Here is a 25,742-nt window from a genome sequence, read left to right as displayed (position 1 = left end):
ACAGGGAAGGGCGGGAGGTTGGCAACCGACCCCTTCCCACGGAACTATTTCCAATTTTCTGGAGGAAGCGCGGCAATGTCAGGCGCTGACGGATATTCTGTTCTCTTTGAACCGGTTCAGATCGGGCCAGTTACGGCCCGAAACCGGTTCTATCAGGTGCCCCACTGCAACGGTCTGGGGCATTTACGACCTCAGGCCGAAGCGGCCATGCGGGCGATGAAGGCCGAGGGCGGCTGGGCCGTGGTGTCCACCCAAGAGGCCGAGATTCATCCAACTTCGGATCTGTCACCTTATTCTGAGAACCGGATCTGGGACGATCGGGACATTCCTGCACTGCGTCTGATAACAAACGCAGTTAAAGCAAAGGGATCGCTTGCGGCAATCCAGCTGGCTCATAACGGCCATCATGCACAAAATCACCTGACCCGAGCGCCTTTGCTGGCGCCATCAGAGCTCGTCCTGCAGACGCCATACCCGAAACAGGCCAGGGCAATGGACAAGTCGGACATTCGCGAGTTCCGCAAGTGGCACCGTGCCGCCGCCAGGCGTTCGCGCGAGGCAGGATTTGACATTGTGTATGTTTATGCCGGGCATCACATGACCCTGCCGCATCATTTTCTGCTGCCGCAGTTCAATGATCGGACCGACGAATACGGAGGTTCGTTGGAGAACAGGGTGCGCCTGACCCGCGAGCTTCTGGAAGAAACCCGGGAAGAGGTTGGAGATGATTGCGCCATTGCCCTGCGGTTCGCGGTCGATGAAATGCTGGGATCAGACGGGATGCAAGCGCAGGAAGAAGGCCGTGCCGTAGTCGAATTGCTGGCCGAGCTTCCAGACCTTTGGGATGTGAACGTCGCGGATTGGAGCAATGATTCCGCGACGACCCGCTTTGAACCCCGCGACGGCTTTCAAACATCGTATATTGAATTCGTAAAACAGGTCACGTCCAAGCCCGTTGTCGGCGTGGGTCGCCTGACTTCTCCGGATTTGATGGTGTCACTGGTCAGGAAGGGTATCTTTGATTTTATCGGCGCGGCGCGACCATCCATTGCTGATCCATTTCTGCCCAACAAAATCAAGGAAGGTCGCACCGAAGAAATCCGCGAGTGCATCGGCTGTAATGTCTGTGTTTCATCCGATGCGCTTGGGGTTCCCATCCGGTGTACCCAAAACCCGACGATGGGCGAAGAATGGCGGCGAGAATGGCATCCTGAAATCATTGAAAGTCGGGGAAACGAGGAAGCTGCACTTGTTGTCGGCAGCGGTCCCGCAGGACTTGAATGCGCCATGCAACTCGCGCGCCGGGGCTACGAAGTAACGTTGGCCGAAGCGAAGCAAGAGCTTGGAGGTCGTGTGTTGCAGGAATCTGGCCTCACCGGACTATCTGCCTGGAAACGCGTGACAGATCACAGGATCTACGACCTGCAACAACGCGGGAATGTTCAACTGTTCACCGACAGCCGTTTGTCAGCAAGTGAGGTTGTCGAACTGGGCATTCCAAATGTCTTTCTGGCAACTGGCGCATCATGGCGGCGGGATGGGCGCGGGAAGTCGGCGTTTCACGGCGTATCAATAGATTCAGGCTCTCTGGTTTATACTCCGGACGACATCATGTCTGGGGTTATGCCAGAAGGCGGCTCAATTATGGTCTACGATGATGATCAGAGCTATCTCGGTGGAGTGCTGGCAGATCATTTGGCTCAGGCCGGGCATGAGGTCATCTTTGTCACCCCGGCCTCGATGGTTTCGCCGTTTACCGAACTGACGTTGGAACAGACCAAAGTGCAACGCAGTCTTATTGAGAAGGGCGTTCGGCTGACCCTGTCCCAAACCCTTTCCAGCATTGCGCCTGATAAAGCGAAATTGCTTTGCGCCTACACGGGACGAGAGCAATCCATTGAATGCGGCTCTGTCGTTTTGGTGACGCAGCGAGCGCGAGAGACCACCCTATACGATGAGCTTCGTGGTTTGCCCGACAGCCCACTGACAAAGCTGGAGCTGATCGGTGATGCTGCAAACCCCGGTTTGATAGCCGACGCCGTATACTCTGGTCACATGGCTGCCCGAAATTTCGAACGCAATGCGGACGATATCGACCGCGAATTTTTCCGCCGGGAAATCGTTTCCCTTGAAACTGTATGAGGTGCGCTATGCCAAAAGATGACTTGCAACTAATGCGCGACTTGATGGAAGCGCACCGGGAAGGGTTCGCCTTGCCGCGTCACTTCTATACGTCTCAGGCAGTATACGAGAACGATATCAGTACGTTCTGGAATCGTAACTGGATCTGGGTCGGCCATGTCAGCCAGGTTGCTGAACCCGGCGACTATTTCCTCTTCGACTACGGGCCGGAGTCCGTGATTGTCGTTCGGGATCGCGAGGGCGAGGTGCGCGCGCATCTGAACGTGTGCCGCCACCGGGGATCGCGTGTTTGCGTTGAAAAGAAAGGCAAGGCCCGCAATTTCATCTGCCCCTATCACGCGTGGACATTTGACCTGAACGGCAGGTTGCGAAACGGGCGGGCAATGGGGCCGGATTTCGATCCAGGCCAGTACGGGTTGTTCCCGGTTCAGGTGAAGATCTTTCAGGGACTGATTTTTGTATGTGCCTCTGATAACGCGCCACAGTTGGACGCTGCATTGGATAGACTTGCCCCACTTTCCAAGCCGTTCGACTTTGAAAACCTGAAGATCGCTCACGAAGCCTCGTATCCGGTTCCGGCAAATTGGAAGCTGGCCCTCGAGAACTATCTGGAATGCTATCACTGCGCGCCGTCCCATCAGGATTATTCGCGCAGCCATTCCCTGAAAGACCCCGCTCAGGTTCTAGAGTTCAGCGGGGCACTTCATGAGCGGATGGAGGAAGCCGGAATTCCCCCGGAGGAACTGGACCTGACCGGAGAAAACGCGGTCGCGCCAGGCGCAGATGTCTACTGGCGGCGATACCCGCTGTTCCCCGGCTATTTAACCGGCAGCAAGGATGGCAAGCCCTTGGCACCGCCTTTGGGTGAACTGAAAGGCCACGATGGCGGTGCCACTGATCTGGGGATCGGGACCCTTAACTACTTTCTCGTCTACGCAGATCACGTGGTTGGGTATAGGTTCGTCCCACGCGCCCTGCAGGAAACGGATATTCAGATCGTCTGGTACGTGCGCCGCGACGCTGAAGAGGGCCGTGACTACAATAAGGATGCCCTTACATGGCTCTGGCACGTCACGTCGCTCGATGACGAGCGGATCATCCGTCACAATCAGGAAGGTGTGAATTCGCACCATTTCGTACCCGGACCACTTTCCGAGATGGAATGGAGCATTCCAGGCTTCTATCGCAACTACTTCAGCATGATCTGAGACGCGCTAAAATCGGAGAAAGAACATGACAGAACTAACGCAGCGCAGATCAAGGCGGCGCGGGGGCGGACGTGAGGCGCGCGCAGCAGTACGAGCCAGCAACGCCCCTTCGCAGGCGATCTGGCCGGGCATTCCCGGTGGTCGGTACAAGCCGTTGTCAGACGCTGATATGGCGTGCATTCACGAAGCCGCACTCAGCATTCTGGAACGCACAGGGGTAGGGGACCCCACGCAAGAAGTTCTCGATCTCGTGGTGCCAAAGGGGGCAACGGTGAACGAGCATGGCAGGCTGTGCTTTCCTCGGGCCTTGATGGAAGACCTGTTGGCCAAGGCGGCCAGCGAATTCTATGTCCATGCACGCGGATCGCGTGCCGGTAAGGACGACATGCATTGCACCAAGGACAAGGTATACTACGCAAACTCCGGCACTGCTGTGACTACTTTCGACGCGGAGACTCGCAGTTATCGGCCATCAACACTCAAGGATATCTACGATTTTACCCGTTTGGTAGACCGGCTCGACAACATTCACATGACTGGCGACACGGTTCTGGCGACTGATGTACCGCAGGACTACGAGCACGACATGAGCATGCTCTACGCGATCTTGGCGGGTAGCGAAAAGCCATCCTGTCTGACATTCCGTACGCGCGAGCATATTCAGGACGCGATCCATCTGTTCGATCTGGCGTCCGGCGGCGAGGGCAAATTCCTTGAGAAACCCTCAGTGATTTTTGGTGGGTGCCCCATTGTGTCACCGCTCAGATTTGGACGGGAAAATCTGGAGATCCTGATTGATACAGCGAAGATGGGGCTTATTTGCGATCTGGCCGTCCCACCGCAAGCTGGGGCTACGTCTCCTGCGCCGTTGGCTGGCACGCTGGCGCAAGCGGTGGCCGAAACCTTGTCATGTGTGGCCATCGCCAATTTGATCAATCCGGGGACTCCGGTGGTCTTTGCGGCATGGCCGTTTATTACCGATCTGCGTACTGGATCGTTTACGGGCGGCAGTGGCGAACAGGCATTGATATCAGCCGCAGCCATTCAGATGGGCAACTTCTACAACCTGCCGACCAGCGTTGGATGCGGCATGACCGATTCCAAAATCCCCGACGCGCAATATGGGCTGGAAAAGGCGCTTACTTTCGCTTTGGCAGCCCATGCTGGAGCGAACCGGCTCTGCGAATTTGGTGGAATGCTCGGCAGCCTGATGGGCTGTAGCTTTGAGTCAATGGTCATTGATAACGAGGCTGCGGGCATGATTTCGCGAACGCTTCGCGGGATTGAGGTGAGCGACGACACGCTATCGGTCGATGTCATCCATGAATGCGCAATCGACCCCGGTCATTTCCTTGGTAACGCTCAGACCTTGCAGTACATGGAAACCGAGTATGTCTACCCGACCCTGATGGACCGAGAGCTGACCGACACTTGGGAAAAAGCCGGTCGTCAGGACATGTTCGAGCGGAGCCGGTCAATAGTGGACGATATTCTATCCAATCACTATCCGAATTACTTTGGCAGCAAGGTAGATGAAGAGGTTCGGTTCAAGTTCCCGATCAAATTGCCGCGTGAAGCGATGCGCGCTGGGTAAGCGCCTCTGAGCGTAGGGCAGGCTTCGTAACGCATAACGTTGCGAAGCCGCTACGAGGTTGTACCTAACTTCTGAATGCGCCTTGGCGCGTCAGGTCCTCGGTCGCCAGCCGGATGCCTTTTTCCAGAATGTCGAACATCTGGTTCAGCTCGCCGTCCGTAATGATCAACGGTGGCGAAAACACGCACATATTGATGATTGGCCGCAGGATCAACCCGTTCTCCTGACAATGCTGGTCAATCAATGCACCAACTGACTTATCCAGATCCAACAGGTTTTCGGCTTTTGCGTCGGCAACACATTCGACGCACCCCACCAGCCCCATACCGCGGGCATCCCCAACAAGCGGCAAGTCGGCCAGAGCCCGAAGTCGCTCTTCGAACAAAGGTGTAATCGTGCGCACATGTTCCAGAACACCGTCGCGCTCCATGATTTCGATCGTTTTCAATCCCGCCGCAGCACTCACTGGATGGCCCGAATAAGTGAAACCGTTTGAAAAGGTGGCGTCCTGTGCGGTGTCACCGCTCACATCTTCGATCAGTCGGTCGGAGATGATGCAGGCCCCCATGGGTACATACCCGGATGTCATTCCTTTGGCACAGGTGATGATATCGGGTTGAATCCCAAAGACATCTTCGGACGCAAACCAATGGCCTAACCGACCGAACCCGGTTACGACCTCGTCTGAAATATACAGAACATCGTATTTCCGGCAGATATCCAGGCAGCGCTTATGATACCCCTGCGGAGGCACGATGACCCCACCAGAGCACAAGATCGGTTCGGCGATAAAAGCGGCGACCCTGTCTGCTCCGGTCTGTAGGATCATGTTCTCCAGATCAGCGATTTTTTCATCCAGGAAGTCAGTAACCGTCTGACCAGGTCGACGCGTGTACGGGTTCACGTTCGGCAGGAAACGCGTCAAGTGAGACGCCTGGTCCAACCACCCTTTGTCGCGCTCTTTTCCGGATACCGAGGCTGCCAAATAGGTCGATCCGTGATAGGCTTTCTGTCGCGAAATCACGATCTTCTTTTCGGGTTTACCCAGCAAGTTGTTACGGAACTGCATGAAACGAAGAGCGCTATCAACGGCCGTTGATCCACCGGTTGTGAAGAACACATGGTTCAGGTCACCCGGGGTTCTCTTGGCGATCTCATGTGCCAACCGGGCCGGCGCTGAGTTGGCGTTGTTGAAGGGCGAAAAATACGCCATTTCTTTCGCCTGCTGGGCCATCGCGTTGGCAATCTCGGTGTTTCCATAGCCCAATTGTACACACCACATCCCGGCAGGTCCGTCTATCAGGCGCTTTCCGTCCTCAGTCACGATGTGAACGCCAAGCCCGCTTTCGGCAAAGGTTCGTTCATTTTTACCGAGATATGACATCCCCTCCCAAGGGTGGAGGAAGTGTTCGTTGTCCCAGTCACGAAGGGACTGAAAGTCGGAGTTCCAAAGGGTCATGTCGCACCAAGATGTAATATAAATCACAAAATGAACAATCATTCATTCAGTGTCAAGTCTTGAACTTCTGCTTCACTAGATGCGAGAAGACAAAGGGCAAGCGCCCCAGCGAAGGACAAGCAAGATTACTCTTGAGCCCGATATCCCAACCAATGCCCGCGATCTGAGTAAGTTTCAGAACCGAAAGCAGCTGATCCAGGCTGCTGCGGATGCAATCCATAAATTTGGAATTCGCGGCACGACCTCGACAAGAATCCAAGAATTGTCGGGATTGTCTCAAGGCATGGTAAATCTGCACTTTGGCTCCAAAGAAAACCTGCTGCTTGCGGTGGCTGAGGAGTTGTCAGCCCGCTACGCAAGGCAGTGGAAGGCCATCGCGGACGATTCGGAATTAGACCCAGCAAACAAGCTGATCTCCGTCATAAAGGCGGATTTCGACCCCCTAGTCCTTAATGCAAGGGACGTTGCGATCTGGTTTTCGTTTCGGGCTGAAGCGCTCTCGAATCCGAAAATATTTCCTTTCATCGACTCGCGCGACACAGGTTTCAGAGCGATGATACTGGAGCTGTTGGAGCAAATTAAGGTCGAAGGTGAATACGAAGACGTCGACGCCAAGCTTGCAACAGACGCCTTGATTGCTTTGCTGGAAGGGCTCTGGACCGACTACCATTTGCACTCCGATATCTTCAAACCCGAGGAGGCATTGAAGGTTTGCCTGTTTATGCTGCGGTCAATGTTCCCGAAACACTTTATGACACAGTCTCTTCACAGGTGACCGTGACTGAAAAGAATAGGAAAAAGTCGTGTCAGAAGAACTCGCCTTGAGGCGGGCTGGGGGGCTTTCGTAGCTTCCGTACATGAATAAGCGATCACCCTTCAAGTATTTCAAAACCAGTCCCGAAGTCATTCGTCTGGCAGTCATGCTTTGCGTTAGGCTTCCTCTTTCACATTCGAAATGTGGAAGACCTACTACATGAGCGCGGAGGCGAGGTTAGTCATGAAACAGTACGGTTCTGGTGGAACCGTTCTCCTGCGGCGTCGGCGTAGAGTTTGTAAAATTTCACGGTTGAGTTCTTTCCGTCATTTACCCCGGCCGCGCGCCAACCGAGATTGGTGACCTAAACCAGCATTTCTAAAGCTGAGAGCCGATTGGTAAAATACTCAGAAAGCCTGCGACGATGTGATCCCATGCCGAGCCGGTTGGCTCGGAGTCGTATTCTAGGATCGTTCCATCCTCGTCTCGGGTTCTCCACTTAAGCTGGCCAGCAGGCTCCAATGTCACGTGATAGGTGTACGCTGGCAGTGCTTCATCCAATGCGCCCATAGTCCGAACAGTCAGAGCTGGTGAGTCGATCAGAATGCCCATTTCGGTATTGATGTTGACCGACCGCGGGTCCCAATTGAATGACCCGACGAACAAATATCGGTCATCAACGGCGAACGCCTTGGAGTGTAAACCTGATCGGGACTGAGCCCAGTTGATGCCGCGACGTTGGACTTGGTAGGCATCAGGTCGCAGTTCATAGAGATCGACCCCACCGCGCAGCAATGCCCGGCGTTTCTTGGCGTAATGGGCGTAGACCGGTGCAACGTCGTTTGACGCCAATGAGTTAGTCACGACTTTGACGTCAACCCCGCGATTCTCCAGTTCGGTCATCCATTTCACGCCATTGTTGCGTGGTACGAAATAGGCCGAAACGATGTTTACCTCGCTATCGGCATTTTCGAAATAGGGGAGGAGTTGAGATGCAAGAATGGGATCCGAGTTTTCAAGGCCTGCAGCCTTGGAAGGCGGGTCTGCATATAATCGAGCGGGAACCCAATCCAGTAAGAGAGCGCCGTCTGCAAAGTTTTCCTGCGCGGATCTTCTCAGAGCAGCGCCGTATTGCGTTTGTTTCGCCTCTTCTACGAGTTCGTCAAGCCTGTCTCGCGCATCACCCAAGCTGAAGGTTTCCGGCTCTCCAACCACTACACGGGCTGGAACGGCAAACTCGCTGTTCCAATACGCGTCGAAGCTGTTGGATACCTCGTTCACAACCGGACCTGCGGCCAAGACATCCAGATCGGCGTAATTCATTTCTTTGCGGGCCAGAAAGTACTCGGCTCCGATGTTTCGCCCACCGACAATCGTGAACGTGTTGTCCGCTGTCATGGACTTATTATGCATTCTGCGGTTGATACGCTTGAAATCAGTCAGTCCCGCGACGATTAGGCTTTGATCTCGCCAGAAGGGATTGAACAGCCGGATTTCGATATTCTCGTGGTAGTCAAGCGCAGCCGTCATTGCGTCATAGCTGGATGTATCCATGTCATCCAACAGCAGTCGGACACGTACCCCCCGATCTGCGGCTCGCAAAAGACTGGCCGCAAAAAGGTGTCCCGTGGGGTCGTTGTGGAGAAGGTAGTATTGGGCGTCTATCGTTCTCTCTGCCGCAGCGGCCAACAGAAGCCGTGAGACGAGAGCTTGCTCCCCGTCGCTGACGAGCTTGACGCCTGAGCGACCGTCATTTGGGTTGCCGAGACGGTTGGCGGTCTGCGCAAGAGAACTGCTCGAGGTTGCGGGCAGGGAAGTCGTTATGGTCTTTTCATAAGTTCGAACTCTAGGTGAGCAAGCGACAAGACCTAGTGTGCAACCGACACAAACCACGATAGCCCATGGCTTCATAGCTTTCCTCCAACCATCGGTTAACAAATGACTACGCATAGATGCGCGAATGCAAGTTTGATCTTTGCAGTGTCTGGTTGTTTCGTTGCGCAGTGTTGTTTCCGCAATGGCAACGTCGGTCTGTGGCTATGACCCGATTATGCATCAGATGTCTTCTTGTGACAGTTGGAGTGCAGTTTAGAGAACCGGCAAGTTTTTCTGTTGTAACCGCCCTTGTTGCGAAGTCGCGCAACGAGAATGTCAATCTAAGTCCGTATCGTCTCCGCCGATCGCGCCTCGGGTAGCGCCAGGGCACGATGCGGATCTGCTGCCTCCCGCAGCAGATCCGTGAGCCAGCGCCGGGGTTGTTGGGCTGTTGGCTCGCATCAGAATAGCGAACGTCTCGGGGTCTGCCCGGCGCCTGTTGCATTATCTCGTGAACCCGGTTCCAGACGTCCTGATTGATGATAGCGACGTGTTGTCCGTCCCGGGTTCTAGCGGTTCAGTCGTAGGCTGCCGTCACAATCATTTCTACTTTCAATACACTACGGGCAAGCCTGGACTCTCCGCAGGCACGGGCTGGCGCGTGGCCTTCGGGAACCCAGGCGTCCCACACGGTATTCATTTCGGCAAAGTCCGCCATGTCGGCCAGCCAGATTTCGCATTTCAGAATGCGGGTCTTGTCGCTGCCAGCTTTGGTCAACAGGTCTTCGACCTTAGCTAGGATGTCGCGTGTTTGTTCAGCGACTGTAGGTGCGTCCGATGTCTGGCCGCATAGGTAGGCGACGCCGTTGTGCTTGACGATCCGGCTCATGCGCTGGCCGGTTTCGATCCGTGTGATGGTCATGTTTCGAGTCTTTTCTGTTAGTGGATTTTACGGTGGTTTTGGTTGGTTTTAGGGTAGGTCGTTTACTAACTCGTTTTGGTATCCGAAGAGTGCGGGTATCCGGCACACGCTCTTCCAGTTGCAGCACGGATTGCATACCCAATTTGGCGGCAGCGGCTACGGCAGATCGGACAAAGTTGGACTGAACCGCGCCGTTGATTAGAATGGTATCGGCACCTTGCTGAAGGGCATCCCCCAAATAGAATTCAAGCTGCCGCGTTTTGTTTCCGCCGAAGCCAAGCCCGGTCAGATCGTCGCTTTTCAGCCCAAGGTCTATGCCCAGTTCCGCAGACAGCCGATCCAACCGTTCCAAGGGCGTCGGACCCGTCATAAGATGGGCTCGGGGAAATTTGTCCGGGTTGTGTTTTTGTGTCATCGTCTGCCCCTCGATTTTACGCGATCGTAAATGCGCGATGAAAGAGAACACCGCAGGCTATCAAAGAAACCACGCGGATAGCTGTTGTGACGAGCGATTGTGGCAAGTATGGGCCTACGGCGCGACCGAGAAAGCTGCCAATCAGGGTAAGCGCGACGAAGCCCCACAATTGCGGCCCATAAGTGAACGCCTGCGTTTTTGATAGGCTGTGCAACAGGAACGCGATGCCGTACGCCACTAGCGCAATGGGTTGAACTAACTTTGCGACCTCTTTCGCTGAACGTCCCTTTGCAATCAATCCGAATACCATAAGTGGGCCCGGCGTCGCCGCCCAAACGGTCGCCAGCCCAGACGATCCTGAGACAATGGAAAATCCTGCTGTTCCAATTGAGCGGCGCAAGGGTAGCAAGGTTGTAAGAAGCCCGATCAACAAAAGGCTGGCAGTCAGGGCCAGGACAAACACCTCGCTCAGCCAGGGGTAGACGGCGAGACCTGCAACCACTCCGGCGAGGCAACCGATGATTGCCGTGCGAATTGTCTGACGGTCGGTCTTGAGCACATGTCGATCTGTCGCGACTGCCGAAACGACGGTATTCAACAGCAGCAGTACGGGAACTGCTGTCGACGTACCAAGCAGTATCATCATTGGTGGGCCCGCAATAATGCTGAACCCGATACCAACGCCGACTTGCAGCATTGCACCAAGGCCTATGGCGACCATCAGGATAGCAAGGTCAACGGGCACTTAGTTCCCCTATGTCCCGCGCAATATTGCTGAAACCTTATGTCCAAGGCATGATGCCGGTATAGGTTTCGCGCGTCGCAACGGTATGCGCCATCTGCGCCAGTGTGGTCAAATCGAAGACCGGTAGTTGCAGTTCTTGCTGAAGTCGCGCGGCATATGGCGGCAAGTCGGTACATTCCAATACCAACGACCGTATCTCCGGTGATTGATGTTTCAGGCGCCGTGCGGCCTCAAGCACTTCGGCCTCGATCAGATCGGTGTCCATGCGGGTCCGCGTGTTCCGCAATATTACCTCGGCGAATTCACTGGTGTCCTCCAACCCTTGTACCGCGACGGGAATACCCGCCGCCCCGACACCTTCGAAATGCCTTGGCGTCAGTGCTGACGCATCTGCGGTCAGCACGCCTACTGGGGCATTTGCCCCGGTCATGTGAAAGGCCAGAGGGACCTGGATCAGGCTGGACGCAAAGACAGGTACGGAAACGGCTGCGGCCAGTTCCTTCTGGAACAAGGCCAGAAATCCGCAGCTTCCGGTGATGGCGCGAACACCCTCGGCCTCAAGCCGTCGTGCGCCCTCAATAAAGGGGGCGAGCAACTCAGGCGTTGGGTTGTTCAGCAGGGTGGGGACGGTGATGCCGTCGATCATTTCGTAAAGCACCGGAAACGGAAGGCTGGACGGATTCTTGATGTGTCCGGGCGGTTTAGGGAAGTAGCTTTCAAGGCATAAAACCCCGATCGAAGCCCCGCAGATGTTTTGACCACCTTCGTAAATTGGCATGGCGCTTAGATCCTTTCGAATTTGGTGTTTAGAAGCGGGCGAGCGAGAACGGGGCCAAATTGATGTTTGGGCTGCGATCAGTCACGAGATCCGCCACAAGTTCCCCTGTCTTCGGCGCCATCATCAGGCCGTAGTGGGAATGCCCGAACGCAGTGTAGAGCCCGTCTTTGCCATTGAGCCGCCCAATCGCGGGCAGGCTGTCGGGAAAAGAAGGCCGCCGGCCCATCCAGAACTGCGCTTCGCCTGTGTTCAGATCCGGCACCAAAGACTTGGCCTGATCGGTCAGTATCTGTTCTTTTCGCGGATCGGCTGGGGCATCGACGCTGCCGAATTCAGCCGTGCCAGCAACCCGCAGGCCGCCCTGCATCGAACTTGCGACGACCTTTGCATCCACATCCATGACCGAATTGTTCAGCACGGCTGAAGGGTTTGGGAACTCAACATGGTAACCCCGCTCGGCCACAAGGGGCACGGGTAGTCCCAGTGGTTTCAGCAGGTCGGCAGACCACACTCCGGCCGCAAGGACGACATGAGGCGCATTCAACGTGTCTTGCGATGTGGAAATTTTCCAGGCGCCATCCTCAGCACGGATCAGATTGCTGACTTCGGCTCGCACAAATTCGGCCCCTTGCGCACGTGCTTTTTCAGCCAGTACAGCACCCAAACGTCCCGGAGAAGTTGCGCGCGCCTGACCTTTGATCACGATCGCCGCCTTGAACTCCTCTGACAATGCAGGTTCCAGGCGCCGCAGTTCAGCACCATCGACACGTTCCAACTCACCACCTTTTTCCCGGCGGATTTGATAACCAAGCTCGTCCAAGTTGGCTTGGCCAGGGTTGCGGAACGCGTGGATGTAGTAGCTGTCGGCGATCAACTGTTCGTGCCCAGTGCCTTGGAGATGCCGACGGTACAGATCAATGGACGGGCGACACAAAATTTCCATCGCATCCGAAACCTCGCGCACAGACTTTTCGCCGGACTTACCCAAAAAGCGCAACCCCCACGGGATCATCTTCGGCCAGAATGATGCCCTGACCGAAAGTGCACTTTTCGGGTCCAGCAGCATTTGGGGGAGTTTCTTCCAAATGCCCGGGACCGCCTGCGGAATGATCGACCAGGGTGACACCACGCCCGCATTGCCGAACGAGGTTTCCTGCCCCGGGTCACCCCGGTCTACAAGGCGGACCGGTATGCCCCGCTCTTGTAGAGACAATGCGCAACAGATGCCGACGATCCCTGCGCCGATGATGGTGACTTGCTCTGTCATCGTATCAGGCCGGCGACTGGCTGCGATTGCGCGAGATCAGCTGGGTGATGATGACCGGCGATGCCACGGCCAGCGCGATCAGGTCAGCCGTCAGGCTCGGCGCGACGAAGATTACGCCCGCGATCGCCATCAGAATACGCGATACCAAGTTCAGGGGTTTCAGCCAGTAACCGACCACAGCTGCGGACAGGGCAATGACCCCGGCGATACAGCTGGTCGCGGTGTAGGTGAACTCCCACAGATTGAACCCGGTTGAGGACACGAACAGCAGAACCGGAGCGTAGACAAAGGCCATCGGTGCGATCACCTTGCCCAGCCCTAGCGTAAAGGCGGACAGACCGGTTCGGAACGGGTTCGAGTTCGCAATGGCCGCCGCCGCGTAGGCGGACGTGCAGACCGGTGGAGTGATCTCGGACACCACGCCATAGTAGAGCACGAACAGGTGGCTCGCGATCGGCGGAACGCCCAACTGCGCCAACGCGGGCTGGGCGACGGAAACCAGCATGATGTACAGCGCAGTCGTCGGGATGCCCGCGCCCATCAGGATGCAGACAACAGCAATGAAGACGAGCGAGATGAACAGCTGAAGGTCTTCCATGGCAAACAGCTGGAAGCTGCCGAATGAGATCATGTTATAGAGGTCAGCCGCCAGATTACCCGCACCTTGCGTCACCATAAAGCCGATGCGGAAGCCGATGCCGGTCGTGTTGATCACACCTACCACGATGCCAACTGCAGCGGCCGCAGCCCCCACGGCCAGCGAGTACTTCACGCCCAACTCGACCGCCTGCAGCATTTCGGGCACTTCGATCCGTTTTTGTGGGTTAAGCGTCGCGATCACGGACAGAGCGCACAAGACCGCCGTCATGGTCAGGTCAAACCCGCCATCTGAAAACTTCCATAGCACAAAGGCCAGAAAAGCAGCAGCGTAGATCAGTGTCGGAGGTTGTTTCAGGCGCGACATGCCGGCTATCACCGCCAGCGAGATACCGCAAAAGGCCGACATGAAGGGCGTGTAACCGGTGAACAGCACCACCAGCAGGCCGATCAGAGGCACAATATTGGCCCAGCCTTCGGCCCAGACAGCCTTGAGCTGCGGTAGTTGCTCTTTCGCCAGACCCTGCAGGTTCAGCTTGCGCGCCATCAGGTGCACGACCGCGAAGACACCCACATAGTGCAGGATCGCCGGGAAGATCGCCGCGATCACGATGGTCGTGTAGGGCACTTCGAGAAACTCTGCCATGATGAAGGCCGCGGCCCCCATGATCGGCGGTGTGATCTGGCCACCGGCTGACGACGCGGCCTCAACCCCGCCTGCAAAATGGCCGGGGTATCCAAGGCGCTTCATGTTGGGAATTGTCAGCGCGCCGGTCGAAACGGTGTTCGCCACCGAAGAGCCCGAAATCGTGCCGAAGAAGGCCGAGGATACCACCGACACTTTTGCCGGACCGCCGGTATAGCGGCCCGCCAAAATCGTTGCGTTGTCGATGAAAAGCTGTCCCAACCCCGTGCGTTGCGCGATCACGCCAAACAACACGAAATGGAACACGATGGTCGAGACGACCCAAAGGGTGACGCCATAGATGCCTTCCTGCGGGAAATACATCGACGACACGAAGGTTTTGAAGTTCACGCCGGGATGCTGCAGCAATCCGGGGAAATATGGCCCTAGCAGGGCGTATGAGATGAACACACAGATAATCAGCGGCAGCACCCAGCCCAGCGTACGGCGGGCGATGTCCAGCACCAACAGGATAATGATGACGCCCAGAAACACGTCATAACCGTTCGGGTTGCCCATGCGGAAAGTCTGTTCCTCGATTCCCAGAAACGGGATGCCGCGCCAGGCAAGCCCGACATACAGCGCAGCGATGATGCCAAGCGCCATGAACACCAGATCGTAGAGAGGGATGTTCCCAATCCGGAACCGGCTGACCTTGAGAGCGTAGAGGCTTTTGGCGCCGACAATCGGGATAGTGGCATAAACCAGGATGAACAGCAGGGCCAAGTAGATGCCCATGTGCCAATGGTCGGCAGGCAGGCCGAATCCGGCGGTGAAAAATTCGTAGAACGCAAAGATCAGGGCAACGACGCGCAATACCTTTCCCGTAGTGGGCGTAACTTGCCGTACAGCGGCGCCTTCGTCGAATTGTTCCTCAATGGCGGCCAGTTCTTCGGCCGTCAGTTCGTGGTCATCAAGTTGCTGGGTCTCGGACATGATGGCCTCCCTGTTTCTTTGGTGCACTTTGAGAATGTGATGCCCCTCTTGGGGCATCACTTCTGCAGGTCAGTTCAGTGAGTGGTGGATTAGAGAAGACCTGCTTCTTTGTAGAACTTTTCTGCTCCAGGGTGCAGCGGAACACCCAATGCCTCGACACCGTCCAGAGCCGTGTCAGGCGTGATCTGCTTGCCCTTGGCATGACCGTTATCCAACAGCTTGCGGGTGTTGTCGTTCCACAGGGCTTTGGTCAGCTCATAGACCAGATCGTCCGACAGGTCCGAGGATACAACCAGCATTGCACTGACCGCAGGGGTCTTGGTTTCAGCGTCAATGCCTTCATAGACACCACCCGGAATGACCGAGGGGATATAGGCCGGGATGATCTCGTTGATCTTCGCCAGATCTTCGTCCGAGAAGGAATGCAGGTTCATGCCTTTGGTCGAGGACAGCTGAACCATCGCGGCAACCGGCCAACCTGCGGCATAGAAATAGGCGTCGAGCTGACCGTCAGCCAAACGCTCGGCGCTCTGGCTGTTGTTCAGCTCGGCTTCGTCCATATTGTCACGGTTCACGCCCCAGGCATCCAACATCTGCAGCACGGCAACCTGCGTGCCCGAACCCGCCTGCGCAATACCAACCCGTTTGCCTTCCAGATCACCCAGATCATTGATCGTCTGACCTGCTGGCAGAACCAGATGCAGATCTTCAGGGAAAAGGTTGGCCACGATGCGCAGCTTTGGGTGGGGTTTGCCCTCAAATTTGCCTTCGCCCAGATACATCGAGCGGGTGACGTCAGCGGCAGCCAAACCAGCCTCGAGCTCTCCGTTCTGTACAGCGGCGTTGTTGAAGACGGACGCGGTGGTCGATTGCGCAATGGCGATCAGGCCCGGAACGCCGCACTGACCACCTTCCTCACACGGACGCGAGCCCGGAGGGGCAGAGATACCATTTGCAATGGTGCCACCGATGGGGAAGTAGGTCCCGCCTGCGCCACCGGTTCCGATGCGGAAAAAGGTTGGGTCTTGCGCCAGCGCAGGTGCGGCAAGCGCGCCAGCCAGGGCCAGTCCGGTCAAGCATTTCACAAATTTCATCATCATCTCCCTTGTTGGATCGTCGGATTCGGTTTGGCCGAATTTCGATCCTGCAAGCGTAATGGCAATTTTCATAAAAACAAATTTGTTATATTTCACAAAACTAAGGTTTAGCTTATATATTGACCATGAACCTTACGCAGCTCACCGTCTTTCGCGAGGTGATGGAGACCGGCTCTATCTCTCAAACCGCCAAAAAACTGAACCGCACCCAACCAGCGATCAGCCTAGCCCTGAAGAACCTTGAAAAGGGCCTTGGTCTGACACTGTTCGAGCGAAAAGGGCGGCGATTGGTGCCTGTCCCCGAGGCGCATTACCTATTGGCTGAAACCACAGGTATTCTGGACCGGCTTGCAACGATTTCCAGCACGATGGAGGGGTTGATCAAAGGGCATTCCGGCAGCCTAAACGTCGCTACAATGCCGGGCCCGTCCGCCTTCTTGTTCCCTCGCTTCATAAGCCAGTCGGTAGGTGAAAACCCCAAGATACGCATCACCTTGTCAACGCGCAGCTCGCCTCAGATTATGGAGCTTGCAGGGACACAGAACATAGATTTTGGCTTTGCGGACTTCGAACACTCGGTCGGGAAAGAGCCTCAGTATTCGGCCGAACTGATCCGGGCAGATTGTTTTTGTGCTGTTGACCGCGACAGCCCGCTTGCCTCCCGCAAGATCCTATCTATTTCCGATCTTGACGGGGTCCCGATGGGGGGACTGCATGATGCGCATCCGTTTCAAAGCAAAATTCGGCAAGAGTTTCAGGACGTATCTGCTACCTACAATCCAACGGTGACCTGTCAGTATTTTCTGCCTTTGATACCCTTTGTCAGTTCAGGTCAGTGTTATTCAATCGTGGATCCGTTAACCGTAGCTACTGAGCGAGAAATGAACCTATCCAACGGAAAGATTGCGTTTTTACCCTTCGAGAAGCCACTCAGATATGAATACGCGATCCTTGAACCCGACCACCGACCACCGTCTCAACTGGCGTTAAAGATCAAAGCAGGCTGGAAAGCCGAAGTGTTGAGGATGTTGGAAAGGGTAAATGCCAACCCTCGCGCTGTATGTATTGAAGAAGTGGGCGGTCAGACGAACAGGTGAGCCGCGATAAGGAAGGTTGGTTCTTACTAGTCTGCAATTTCCTTTATCAACCGTGTCTCAAGAAGTTGACCATTCCGGTAAAGGACCGGGTAGGCGACAGAAGCTATATGACTGTTGAACTCCCGGAATGCGCGCAAAGTCTCCAGATGAATGTCGCTGGTTTCGAAGCTTTCCGTTGTGCCGCGTTGCAATCGGCGCAGGTGTCGCTTGCGGCTGTCACGTTCCACACGTTTGATTTCGGTTTTTTCCAGACTAAGAAGCCGCGCGCTTTCCAAATCATCTGAAATGAGCACGTTCGAAGCCAACTTCATGTTTGCCAGAATACCCTCGTGCATCTGAACAAGTTCCGACCAACCTTCCTGTGAGAAACTTGATCCCTTGGTCCGCATTTCGCTGGCCAACACGGTCAGGCGTTTGGCGACAACATCCCCCGCCGTTTCAAGACGGATCGCAATCTCCATGAGATCGCGCGCGGTTTTTGCATCCTGTTTTTCGTATAGATCAGGGGGGATCGCGGCGACAAAGGCGCGAATACCCGAGAGACACTGGTTTACGTCCTCGTCAATAGCCTGAACCGACTGAATCTGTTCCTTGTTTCCGCTGCGGTAAAGCTCCAGGGCAGGGCGGAACATGGTTTCGAGAAGGTCGCTCATCCGCAGCAGCTCACGCTTGAGGCTCGGCAAGGCCTGGCTGGGGTTTGCCACGTTTTCCATGTCCAATGCGCTGACCGGTCGCGCGGTTTGTGGTTTCTGTTCTTTCTTCTGACCCGGCATGAACCTTTCGTACAAGGCTTCCAGGCGTCCGCAAAACGGAAGGGCCAAAACCAACAGCGACAGGTTGAACGCAATATGTACGTTGACCAGCATTTGCCCCCCTTGCGGGTCGCCCAATAGCCCGGTTCGCAAGGCAAGGTTCGCTGCAAACAAGGTTGCCAACGCCCAACTGCCACGCAGCGCCAGATTTGCATAGGGTATCCGCCGGGCGGTCACCGGCATTCCTCGGGTCAGCCAGACAGGAAGAAACGCCGAGCCGAAATTCGCACCAAAGACCAGAGACATACCGGCAGCAAATGGGATTGCCCCGATCTGCACAAGTGTCACGCACATAAGGATCGCCGCGACCGAGGAATGCATGACAAATGCCAGTGCACCGCCGACAAGGAAGGCCGTGATGTAATCGCGTGCCAGATAATCGGCCACAGCGGGTAAAAACGCACTGTCCCGGATGGGGTCCATCGCCTCACGCAGGAATCTGAGCGAGATCAGGATAAAGGCGACGCCCATCAGGATGCGCCCAAGCTGCCGTGCTTTCTTGGCCTCGGTCTTGACGAAAAGATAGCCCCCGATCGCCAGAAGCATCGGCACGAGCCAATCCAGCTGGAAGGACAGGACCTGGATAATCAAAGCCGAGCCCAGATCACCACCCAACACAATTGCCAGCCCTACTGGAAAACTCAGCATTCCACTGGCGGAAAATCCCGAGGTCAACAGCGCCACAGCCGCCGAACTTTGCAACACAACGGCCATCGTCACCCCAACCAACGATGCCTGTAGGTTACTGCGTTGCCGCGTCATCACCCGCTGGAATGACGCGCCGTAGCTGCGTTCAATTCCAGTGCGCACCATGCGTACGGCGAAAAGCAGTAGCATGGTTGCCCCGGTCAGGCTTATTAGGAATGTGACAATTGCCATACTTCACTCCGACGTCACAGTTGGTTCAGTCGATTTCGCAGTTTCCTTTTCAAGTTGCTCCGTGTGCTTCCATTGCCAATCTGAATAGACGAATGTCCCCCAGCATTTTTTGCGTTTATCGCGTACTACGGCCAGACAGGTCAAATTCCGTCCTTGATCGCAGCAATGACGATGTCGATTGCCCGATCCAGTTCAGCCTGAGAAATGGTCAGTGGCGGCGACAGGGTCAGAACGCATCCCTGACTGATCTTGTAGCTCAACCCCGCCTCGAGACAGGCATAATAGATCCGTTCCGCGCGCGCATTGCCCGGTATCTTGCTGGAACGGTCATCGACAATCTCAACCCCGAACATAAGGCCACGGCCCCGGATGTCGCCTACAACGGGAACATTCTGAAGCGCGTCCATCAAGCGCCCGATGGCGTACTCACCCAATTTAGCCGAGCGTTCGACCAACCCTTCATCTTCGATGATCTGGAGTGTTGTCAGTGCGGCGCGGGCGGTCACGGGGTTTTTTTCGTGCGTATAGTGCCCGATGGCAAAATCTCCGCAAACATCCAGGTTTTCCCGGGCGATGCAGGCGGCGATGGGCAAGATGCCCCCGCCCAGTGATTTCCCGACGGTGACAATGTCGGGAACAATCTCGTCATGCTGGAACGAGAACATCTGCCCAGTCTTGCCCAACCCGGTTGGGATCTCGTCCAATATCAGCAACGCACCATGCCGGTCGCAAATCTCGCGCACCTGCTTCCAGAAACCCGGCGGCGGCACGATGGGCACGGCGCGCATCGCCTCAGCCACCACGGCGCAAATATCGCCTTCGCGCTCCAGCACATAGTCGATCATGTTGGCGCAGGCTTCGGCGCTGGCCTCAAGCGTTGTGTGACCATAGGGGCAACGGGAGGGGTGGAAGGGCGCCACATGCTCGGTTCCCGGCAAAAGCGGTCCGGCGATGTGGCTGCGGAACGTGGCCTCGCCACCTACCGAGGCTGCGCCAAAGCCTGCGCCGTGGAAGGCGTCCCAGAAGCTGAGCGTCTTGAAACGGCCCGTCGCTGCGCGGGCGATCTTGAGCGCGACTTCATTGGCGTCCGAACCGCCGGTGGTGAACAGCACCTTGCCCAGATCATCGGGAGTAATCGCCACCAGTTTTTCAGCCAACTCCACCGCCGGGTCATTGGTGAAACGGCGCGGGGCAAAGGGCAGGTCGTCCAGCTGATCCTTGATCGCCTGAACCAGCCGGGGATGGCCATAGCCGATGTGATGCACTGAGTTGCCATGGAAATCCATGTAACGGCGGCCGTCGAGATCCTCGATCCAGATACCTTCGGCCTTGGCAATCGTACTGACGCAGGGGCTTGACAGAGATTGATGCAGGAACACATCCGCATCGCGTTTCAGCAAAGGCGAGGATTTGGGCCCGATGGACTTTTTCAGCCAGGCTTTGCGAGCTTCCGAGGTGTTTGATTCCCCTTCGGTATGGACAATCTGTGGCATGTCCGCTCCTTGTTGTCGCTTTCGGAAAGATGCGGACCCCGCAAGGTCCGCCAGTTCCGGGGAGAACTTTCTGAGGCCCCGCCCGCAAGCGGGCAGGGCAAGGGTGTTACCCTGGCCAGGGTAGGGAGTATGTTTTGACGTTTGTGAAGAACTTCATCGCTTCGATGACGCCTTCCTTGACGCCGTTTCCGCTGTCCTTGATGCCGCCGAAGGGGGACATTTCGATGCGGTAGCCGGGTTGTTCCCAGATGTTGCAGGTGCCGACGTCCAGGCCGTTGATATAGGCAATCGCGCGGTTCAGGTCGTTGGTGCAGACGCCCGAGGACAGGCCGAACTCGGTGCTGTTCGAGATCGCCATGACCTCGGCGTCATTGTCCGGCACGCGCACGATGGGCACGATGGGACCAAAGGTTTCCTCCATCACCAGCTCGCTGTCATGGGGCACCTTGTCGACCACGATCGGCGGAAGTAAAGCACCCTGACGGCCGGGGTGATAGAGGATTTCCGCCCCGTCTTCCTCGGCCATGTAGACGCGTTTTTCGAACAGCTCGGCGGCTTCGGCATGGATCACGCAACCCAGCTCGGTCGCGGGGTCCTGTGGGTCGCCGAACTTGATCTTCCTGGCCTTCTCCAGCACCAGCGGCACGAACCTGTCGGCCACGCTTTCCTGTACCAGAATGCGCTTGATCGCGGTGCAGCGCTGGCCCGAGTTGCCGGTGGCCCCGGCCACGGCGATGGTCGCGGCTTTCTCGAGATCGGCATCGCTCAGGTCGTTGAGAACGATCAGGGGGTCATTGCCACCCAGTTCCAGCGCCTGACGTTTGTAACCCGCTTTCGAGGCGATCATCTTGCCCACCGGAACACCGCCGGTGAAGGTGATGATGTCGATGTGTTCATTGGTGATCATCTCTTCGCCGATGTCCTGCGGCCAGCCGGTGACCACCTGGAACATCTCGGGCGGCAGACCGGCCTCATAGAGGATATCCGCCAGCGTCAGCGCGGTCAGCGGCGTCAACTCGGTCGGTTTGCACACCATGCAGTTGTTGGTCGCAATCGCGGGCGCGATTTTGTGGCTGACCATGTTCAGCGGGTGGTTGAACGGGGTGATCGCGCTGATGGCCTTGACCGGCTCACGCTTGGTGAAGATCTTGCGTTCCTTGCCGTTGTGGGTCAGGTCGCACGAGAAGATCTCGCCATCGTCCTTCAGCGCCTCGGCGGCGGCGAACTGATAGACGTCCTGCGCGCGCTTGGTCTCGTAGATCGCGTGCTGGTGGCAGATGCCCAGCTCCAGCGTCAGCCACTTGGCCAGATACTCGCGCTTTTCGCCGATCAGTTCCCCTGCGCGTTGCAGGATCTGGCTGCGCTCGTACCGGGTCAGTTTGGGCGTGTAATTCGCCGCGATCTCGAACGCCTTGCGGGCGTGCTCGGCGGTACCGGCCGGCACATGGCCGACCACTTCGTTGGTATAGGGGTAATGCACAGGGACGGTGGCCTCGGTGAAGACAACCTCTCCACCGATGCGCATCCCCTCGTTGCGGATGTCGGATGTGTTCATGATCCCGTCCATTTACTGGGCCGCCGCTGTGGTGGCGTAGAAGAAGGCGTCAAAGTTGCGCAGTTCGGGCGCGTTGCCCAGATCGATGACGCGGTTGACGATAAAGGGGACCTCCTGCTCGGTCAGGCCACCGTGGCTGCGCAGCGGCTCCTTCAGCGCGGCCAGATCGTGGCGGTCGGCCGAGGTGCCGATGGTCATGGTCTCGCCCGAGATCATGACGATGTCGCCGATCCGGTCGGCAGGCAGTTCAAAGCGGCGGATCGCCTCTTCCTTGTCGACCACCAGGATCATGTCCTCGATCGCGTCCAGCCGGGCCATGATGTCGGCCTTGTCCGCCCCTTCCGGCAGATAAGCCGTGGCGAACGATCCCAGCGCGCCGTGGTGCACCACGTAGGGGTCAGTGATCGGCAGGATGACACGGGCGGCGTCCTTGCCCAGCCATTCGTCCATCAGGTCCTGCGCATAGATCACGTTGGGCTCGCCCGCTGCGTTGTGCTTGGGCTTCATGCCGTGGTCGGCGGTGACGACGATGGCGGCGCCCAGCTCGTCCAGCTCGCCCAGATACTTGTCGAACATGGCGTAGAAATCCAGCGCGCCCTGCTGATCGGGGGCGAACTTGTGTTGGATGTAGTCGGTGGTCGACAGGTACATGATGTCCGGCTTGAATTCCTTGAGCAGTTTGACGCCCGCGGCGAACACGAACTCGGACAGGTCGGCCGAATAGACTTCGGGGACCGGCATGCCCAGCCAGTCGCTGGCGTTGTCGATGCCGTGCTCGGCCTTGGTGGTCTCACCCGAGCGTTCCGACGAAAACGCAACCGCGCGGTCTTCGTCGAACTTCAGGCCAGCACCCAGCAGCGCGCGCAGCTTGTCCTTGGCGGTGACCATGGCGACGCGATAGCCCGCGTCGTAGAATTGCGAGAAGATCGTCGGCGCGCGCAGGAACCGCACGTCGTTCATCATCACCTCTTCGCCGCTGTCGGGGTCGATCAGGTAGTTGCCGCAGATGCCGTGCACGATCGGCGGGCGCCCGGTGGCGATGCTGAGGTTGTTGGGGTTGGTGAAGCTGGGGATCACCGAATGCGCCAAGCGGTCGGTGCCGGTTTCCCGAATACGCTTGAGCGTCGGCATCAGCCCCTTGGCAATGGCGACTTCCAGATATTCCGGCTCGCACCCGTCCAGACAGATCGCAATGGCAGAAACTTTCGGCTGCGGATAAACACGCTCATTCGCAGTAATGGGAGAGTGATGAGTCATTTCTTCGTCCTTGATTGTTAAGCGGCCAGTTTGGCGCGTTCTTCCAGTGCTCGGAGTGGGGGGGCTGCACTTGTTACCCCCATTTCCTCCAAAGATTCTTTGGCGGCGGTCACAACCTTGCGCATGACGTCTTCGTCCATTTGGCCGATACATCCTACGCGGAAGCTGTCAACCACGGTCAACTTGCCCGGGTAGATGATGAAACCTTTTGATTTCACAAGGTTGTAGAATTGATCGAACACAAACTTCTCGTCCGCAGGACAGAAGAAGGTGACGATGATCGGGCTGAGCCAGCGGTTGTCCAGCAAGGTCTCAAAGCCAAGTTCACGCATTCCCGAGACCATGATATCCCGGTTGCGGGTATAGCGCCCTCCGCGGCCGGGAACGCCGCCTTCTGCCGCGTGCGCCCTGAGCGCTTCGATGAATGCAGCGACCACATGTGTCGGAGGTGTGAATCGCCACTGACCAGTTTTGTTCATATGCGCCCATTGTGCATGAACATCCAGAGATAGCGAGTGGCTGTTGCCTTTCGCGGCCTCAAGTTCGGATTTGCGGGCGACGATAAAGCCAAAGCCGGGCACGCCCTCAATGCATTTGTTGGCCGAGGATACCATTGCCTCATACCGGATTTCGGTCGGCTTCAACTCGACCGCCCCGAAGGCAGACATGGAATCAATCAGAAGTTTGCGACCGGCGGCATAGGTGGCTTCTGATATTTCCTCCACGGGGTTCAGGATGCCTGAGCTGGTTTCACAGTGAATGGCGACCACGTGGGAAATATCGGGATCCTCTGCGAGAATGCGGGCGACTTCCTCTCCTCTGGGCGGCAGGTAATCACCTTTGTCCAGAACGACATGCGCGCGGCCCAGATACTCTAATGTCAGGGCCGATCGTTGCCCATAGGCGCCGTTGGCCAAAACCAGCGCCTTTCCATCGCGCGGAATGAACGACGCAAGCATCGCTTCGACCGAGAATGAACCGCTGCCCTGCATCGGCACACAGTCGAAGTCATCGGCACCTTCACCAAGCATGGCCAGCAGGCTTGACCGGACCTCGCGCGTCATGGCGCGAAAGTCGTCATCCCAGCTGCCCCAATCCTTTAGCATGGCTTCCTTAACCGCGTAGGAAGTCGTCAAGGGGCCAGGCGTCAAAAGATATGGCTCACCGAGGCGAGGTGGTTCGATTCTAGGATTTGAAGACGTCATAAACAGGCTCCAGACAGGCATTTTCGAGAACAGATTTGCAGCAATGGTTGCTATATGTGAAATTGCAATTATCAATCTAATCATAAGCTCAGCCTATGTATGGCAAATCGGGGATACGCAATGCGACACAGCCAGCTCAAAGCCTTTCATTTTGTGGCTAAACATGGCGGTTTTTCCCGCGCAGCAGAGGCAATGTATCTGACACAGCCGGCAATTTCAGAGCAGGTGCGAAAGCTGGAACAAGATCACGATTTGTTGCTGTTCCAGCGCGAGCGGAAACGAGTGACGCTGACCCGTGAGGGCGAGCAGCTTTACAGGTACACAAAGCAATATTTCGAGATCGAAGATCAGATCGAGGATTACCTGTCCGAAACCAAGGCCGTGGTTGACGGTGAGCTGCGCATCATTGCGGATTCCGCGTACCACTTGACGGCCTTTCTGGGTGCCTTTCAGAAGAAAAACCCAAATGTTACAATCACCGTGCGCTCGGGCAATACCGAAGAAATTCTAGAGGAACTCCGGTCATATAACGCGGAAATCGGCGTTGTGGGCAGCCTGTCTCCGGGCAATGACATGGAAATTCTGAGTCTTGGGTCCACCGAGATCGTGGCCTTTGCAGCGCAGGGCGTGCTTTTGGCGTCCAAGCCGACCCTGACCCTGGAAGAGCTGTCAAATCTGCCGCTGATCTTTCGCGAAACCGGGTCGAAAACACGCCAGAAACTGGAGGACGAGGCAAAAAAGCAGGGGGTCGTGCTGAAGCCGGCCATCGTGGCCGAAGGGCGCGAAGCGATTCGGGAATTGGTGGCCTCTGGCGCTGGAATCGGTTTTGTATCAAAGGCGGAATACGGGCATGACAACCGGCTGCGGCAGATCGAATTGAAGGGGATCGACCTGCAGATGGGCGAGAGCATAATTTCGCTTTCGCAACGCCGCGAGGTGAAGATTATCCGCGCCTTCATGGAGTTTGTTCAGCGAACTTTGAATGAAAACCCCGCCAATGGCTGATTGGCGGGGCAGGGTATCAAAAGTG

The 25,742-nt window shown here is 56.5% G+C and carries 20 protein-coding genes and 1 pseudogene; 7 read left to right on the top strand and 14 right to left on the bottom strand.

Going from position 1 to position 25,742, the window contains the following annotated elements:
* The first annotated feature begins 75 nt into the window (after positions 1 to 75).
* The 3 genes from ACR0KW_RS03640 to ACR0KW_RS03630 are packed head-to-tail and all read left to right on the top strand — an operon-like array spanning position 76 to position 4,944.
* Positions 76 to 2,142 (top strand): oxidoreductase, encoded by a 2,067-nt coding sequence (locus ACR0KW_RS03640; protein WP_480803777.1) that lies wholly within the window; start codon positions 76 to 78, stop codon positions 2,140 to 2,142.
* Positions 2,143 to 2,150: 8 nt separating this feature from the next.
* Positions 2,151 to 3,350 carry an aromatic ring-hydroxylating oxygenase subunit alpha gene (locus tag ACR0KW_RS03635; protein WP_480803776.1) on the top strand — a complete coding sequence of 400 codons (1,200 nt, stop codon included), beginning with the start codon at positions 2,151 to 2,153 and terminating at the stop codon, positions 3,348 to 3,350.
* A 25-nt stretch (positions 3,351 to 3,375) separates the two neighbouring features.
* A complete protein-coding gene (locus ACR0KW_RS03630; protein WP_480803775.1) occupies positions 3,376 to 4,944 on the top strand; it encodes a trimethylamine methyltransferase family protein in 1,569 nt (522 codons plus the stop codon).
* A 64-nt stretch (positions 4,945 to 5,008) separates the two neighbouring features.
* On the opposite strand, the gene ACR0KW_RS03625 is transcribed toward ACR0KW_RS03630, so the two are convergent.
* A complete protein-coding gene (locus ACR0KW_RS03625) occupies positions 5,009 to 6,403 on the bottom strand; it encodes an aminotransferase (RefSeq protein WP_480803774.1) in 1,395 nt (464 codons plus the stop codon).
* A gap of 79 nt (positions 6,404 to 6,482) precedes the next feature.
* Between ACR0KW_RS03625 and ACR0KW_RS03620 the strand changes: the two genes are divergently transcribed.
* Positions 6,483 to 7,178, top strand: coding sequence for a TetR/AcrR family transcriptional regulator (locus tag ACR0KW_RS03620; protein WP_480803773.1), 696 nt, complete (start codon positions 6,483 to 6,485; stop codon positions 7,176 to 7,178).
* Between the two features lie 82 nt (positions 7,179 to 7,260).
* A pseudogene (locus ACR0KW_RS03615) lies at positions 7,261 to 7,429 on the top strand (IS6 family transposase); the annotation flags it as partial.
* Positions 7,430 to 7,535: 106 nt separating this feature from the next.
* Here the strand turns inward: ACR0KW_RS03615 and ACR0KW_RS03610 are convergent.
* The 8 genes from ACR0KW_RS03610 to ACR0KW_RS03575 form a co-directional block, all read right to left on the bottom strand.
* Positions 7,536 to 9,068 (bottom strand): phospholipase D family protein, encoded by a 1,533-nt coding sequence (locus ACR0KW_RS03610; protein WP_480803772.1) that lies wholly within the window; start codon positions 9,066 to 9,068, stop codon positions 7,536 to 7,538.
* 481 nt (positions 9,069 to 9,549) lie between these two features.
* Entirely contained in the window at positions 9,550 to 9,894 is a 345-nt protein-coding gene (locus tag ACR0KW_RS03605; protein ID WP_480803771.1) for a RidA family protein, read from the bottom strand.
* The gene (locus ACR0KW_RS03600; RefSeq protein WP_480804192.1) at positions 9,788 to 10,264 is read right to left on the bottom strand and encodes a pyridoxal-phosphate dependent enzyme; all 477 of its coding nucleotides are present in this window, start codon (positions 10,262 to 10,264) and stop codon (positions 9,788 to 9,790) included. Before ACR0KW_RS03600 ends, ACR0KW_RS03605 begins: the two co-directional genes overlap by 107 nt.
* Before the next feature lie 61 nt (positions 10,265 to 10,325).
* Positions 10,326 to 11,054 (bottom strand): TSUP family transporter, encoded by a 729-nt coding sequence (locus ACR0KW_RS03595; RefSeq protein ID WP_480803770.1) that lies wholly within the window; start codon positions 11,052 to 11,054, stop codon positions 10,326 to 10,328.
* 37 nt (positions 11,055 to 11,091) lie between these two features.
* The gene (locus ACR0KW_RS03590; RefSeq protein ID WP_480803769.1) at positions 11,092 to 11,832 is read right to left on the bottom strand and encodes an aspartate/glutamate racemase family protein; all 741 of its coding nucleotides are present in this window, start codon (positions 11,830 to 11,832) and stop codon (positions 11,092 to 11,094) included.
* 28 nt (positions 11,833 to 11,860) lie between these two features.
* On the bottom strand, positions 11,861 to 13,099 hold the full coding sequence (locus tag ACR0KW_RS03585; RefSeq protein WP_480803768.1) for an NAD(P)/FAD-dependent oxidoreductase: 1,239 nt from the start codon (positions 13,097 to 13,099) through the stop codon (positions 11,861 to 11,863).
* Positions 13,100 to 13,103: 4 nt separating this feature from the next.
* Complete coding sequence (locus tag ACR0KW_RS03580) at positions 13,104 to 15,317, bottom strand: TRAP transporter permease (protein ID WP_480803767.1); 2,214 nt, start codon at positions 15,315 to 15,317, stop codon at positions 13,104 to 13,106.
* A gap of 89 nt (positions 15,318 to 15,406) precedes the next feature.
* Positions 15,407 to 16,411, bottom strand: coding sequence for a TAXI family TRAP transporter solute-binding subunit (locus ACR0KW_RS03575; protein WP_480803766.1), 1,005 nt, complete (start codon positions 16,409 to 16,411; stop codon positions 15,407 to 15,409).
* A 128-nt stretch (positions 16,412 to 16,539) separates the two neighbouring features.
* Between ACR0KW_RS03575 and ACR0KW_RS03570 the strand changes: the two genes are divergently transcribed.
* A complete protein-coding gene (locus tag ACR0KW_RS03570; protein ID WP_480804191.1) occupies positions 16,540 to 17,511 on the top strand; it encodes a LysR family transcriptional regulator in 972 nt (323 codons plus the stop codon).
* A gap of 26 nt (positions 17,512 to 17,537) precedes the next feature.
* Here ACR0KW_RS03570 and ACR0KW_RS03565 read toward each other — a convergent pair whose 3' ends face one another.
* From ACR0KW_RS03565 to ACR0KW_RS03545, 5 genes are all read right to left on the bottom strand, one after another.
* On the bottom strand, positions 17,538 to 19,202 hold the full coding sequence (locus ACR0KW_RS03565; RefSeq protein WP_480803765.1) for a Na/Pi cotransporter family protein: 1,665 nt from the start codon (positions 19,200 to 19,202) through the stop codon (positions 17,538 to 17,540).
* Positions 19,203 to 19,342: 140 nt separating this feature from the next.
* On the bottom strand, positions 19,343 to 20,695 hold the full coding sequence (gene pbfA / locus ACR0KW_RS03560) for a (R)-1-hydroxy-2-aminoethylphosphonate ammonia-lyase (protein ID WP_480803764.1): 1,353 nt from the start codon (positions 20,693 to 20,695) through the stop codon (positions 19,343 to 19,345).
* A 106-nt stretch (positions 20,696 to 20,801) separates the two neighbouring features.
* Positions 20,802 to 22,250: a phosphonoacetaldehyde dehydrogenase gene (gene phnY, locus ACR0KW_RS03555; RefSeq protein WP_480803763.1), complete on the bottom strand. Its 1,449-nt coding sequence runs from the start codon at positions 22,248 to 22,250 to the stop codon at positions 20,802 to 20,804.
* Between the two features lie 12 nt (positions 22,251 to 22,262).
* Positions 22,263 to 23,507 carry a phosphonoacetate hydrolase gene (gene phnA / locus ACR0KW_RS03550; RefSeq protein WP_480803762.1) on the bottom strand — a complete coding sequence of 415 codons (1,245 nt, stop codon included), beginning with the start codon at positions 23,505 to 23,507 and terminating at the stop codon, positions 22,263 to 22,265.
* A 17-nt stretch (positions 23,508 to 23,524) separates the two neighbouring features.
* Complete coding sequence (locus ACR0KW_RS03545) at positions 23,525 to 24,712, bottom strand: 2-aminoethylphosphonate--pyruvate transaminase (RefSeq protein ID WP_480803761.1); 1,188 nt, start codon at positions 24,710 to 24,712, stop codon at positions 23,525 to 23,527.
* A gap of 99 nt (positions 24,713 to 24,811) precedes the next feature.
* Between ACR0KW_RS03545 and ACR0KW_RS03540 the strand changes: the two genes are divergently transcribed.
* Positions 24,812 to 25,717 carry a LysR substrate-binding domain-containing protein gene (locus ACR0KW_RS03540; RefSeq protein WP_480803760.1) on the top strand — a complete coding sequence of 302 codons (906 nt, stop codon included), beginning with the start codon at positions 24,812 to 24,814 and terminating at the stop codon, positions 25,715 to 25,717.
* The last annotated feature ends 25 nt before the right edge of the window (positions 25,718 to 25,742 follow it).

This window comes from Ruegeria sp. CG11, assembly GCF_056537245.1.
This window is presented reverse-complemented; position numbering and strand designations above follow the sequence as displayed.

What these genes read in the sequence shown, in the direction of transcription:
- ACR0KW_RS03640 (WP_480803777.1), top strand. Translation starts at nt 76, where the DNA reads ATGTCAGGCGCTGACGGATATTCTGTTCTCTTTGAACCGGTTCAGATC.
- ACR0KW_RS03635 (WP_480803776.1), top strand. Translation starts at nt 2,151, where the DNA reads ATGCCAAAAGATGACTTGCAACTAATGCGCGACTTGATGGAAGCGCAC.
- ACR0KW_RS03630 (WP_480803775.1), top strand. Translation starts at nt 3,376, where the DNA reads ATGACAGAACTAACGCAGCGCAGATCAAGGCGGCGCGGGGGCGGACGT.
- ACR0KW_RS03625 (WP_480803774.1), bottom strand. Translation starts at nt 6,403, where the DNA reads ATGACCCTTTGGAACTCCGACTTTCAGTCCCTTCGTGACTGGGACAAC.
- ACR0KW_RS03620 (WP_480803773.1), top strand. Translation starts at nt 6,483, where the DNA reads ATGCGAGAAGACAAAGGGCAAGCGCCCCAGCGAAGGACAAGCAAGATT.
- ACR0KW_RS03610 (WP_480803772.1), bottom strand. Translation starts at nt 9,068, where the DNA reads ATGAAGCCATGGGCTATCGTGGTTTGTGTCGGTTGCACACTAGGTCTT.
- ACR0KW_RS03605 (WP_480803771.1), bottom strand. Translation starts at nt 9,894, where the DNA reads ATGACCATCACACGGATCGAAACCGGCCAGCGCATGAGCCGGATCGTC.
- ACR0KW_RS03600 (WP_480804192.1), bottom strand. Translation starts at nt 10,264, where the DNA reads ATGACGGGTCCGACGCCCTTGGAACGGTTGGATCGGCTGTCTGCGGAA.
- ACR0KW_RS03590 (WP_480803769.1), bottom strand. Translation starts at nt 11,832, where the DNA reads ATGCCAATTTACGAAGGTGGTCAAAACATCTGCGGGGCTTCGATCGGG.
- ACR0KW_RS03585 (WP_480803768.1), bottom strand. Translation starts at nt 13,099, where the DNA reads ATGACAGAGCAAGTCACCATCATCGGCGCAGGGATCGTCGGCATCTGT.
- ACR0KW_RS03580 (WP_480803767.1), bottom strand. Translation starts at nt 15,317, where the DNA reads ATGTCCGAGACCCAGCAACTTGATGACCACGAACTGACGGCCGAAGAA.
- ACR0KW_RS03575 (WP_480803766.1), bottom strand. Translation starts at nt 16,411, where the DNA reads ATGAAATTTGTGAAATGCTTGACCGGACTGGCCCTGGCTGGCGCGCTT.
- ACR0KW_RS03570 (WP_480804191.1), top strand. Translation starts at nt 16,540, where the DNA reads ATGAACCTTACGCAGCTCACCGTCTTTCGCGAGGTGATGGAGACCGGC.
- ACR0KW_RS03565 (WP_480803765.1), bottom strand. Translation starts at nt 19,202, where the DNA reads ATGGCAATTGTCACATTCCTAATAAGCCTGACCGGGGCAACCATGCTA.
- pbfA (WP_480803764.1), bottom strand. Translation starts at nt 20,695, where the DNA reads ATGCCACAGATTGTCCATACCGAAGGGGAATCAAACACCTCGGAAGCT.
- phnY (WP_480803763.1), bottom strand. Translation starts at nt 22,250, where the DNA reads ATGAACACATCCGACATCCGCAACGAGGGGATGCGCATCGGTGGAGAG.
- phnA (WP_480803762.1), bottom strand. Translation starts at nt 23,507, where the DNA reads ATGACTCATCACTCTCCCATTACTGCGAATGAGCGTGTTTATCCGCAG.
- ACR0KW_RS03545 (WP_480803761.1), bottom strand. Translation starts at nt 24,712, where the DNA reads ATGACGTCTTCAAATCCTAGAATCGAACCACCTCGCCTCGGTGAGCCA.
- ACR0KW_RS03540 (WP_480803760.1), top strand. Translation starts at nt 24,812, where the DNA reads ATGGCAAATCGGGGATACGCAATGCGACACAGCCAGCTCAAAGCCTTT.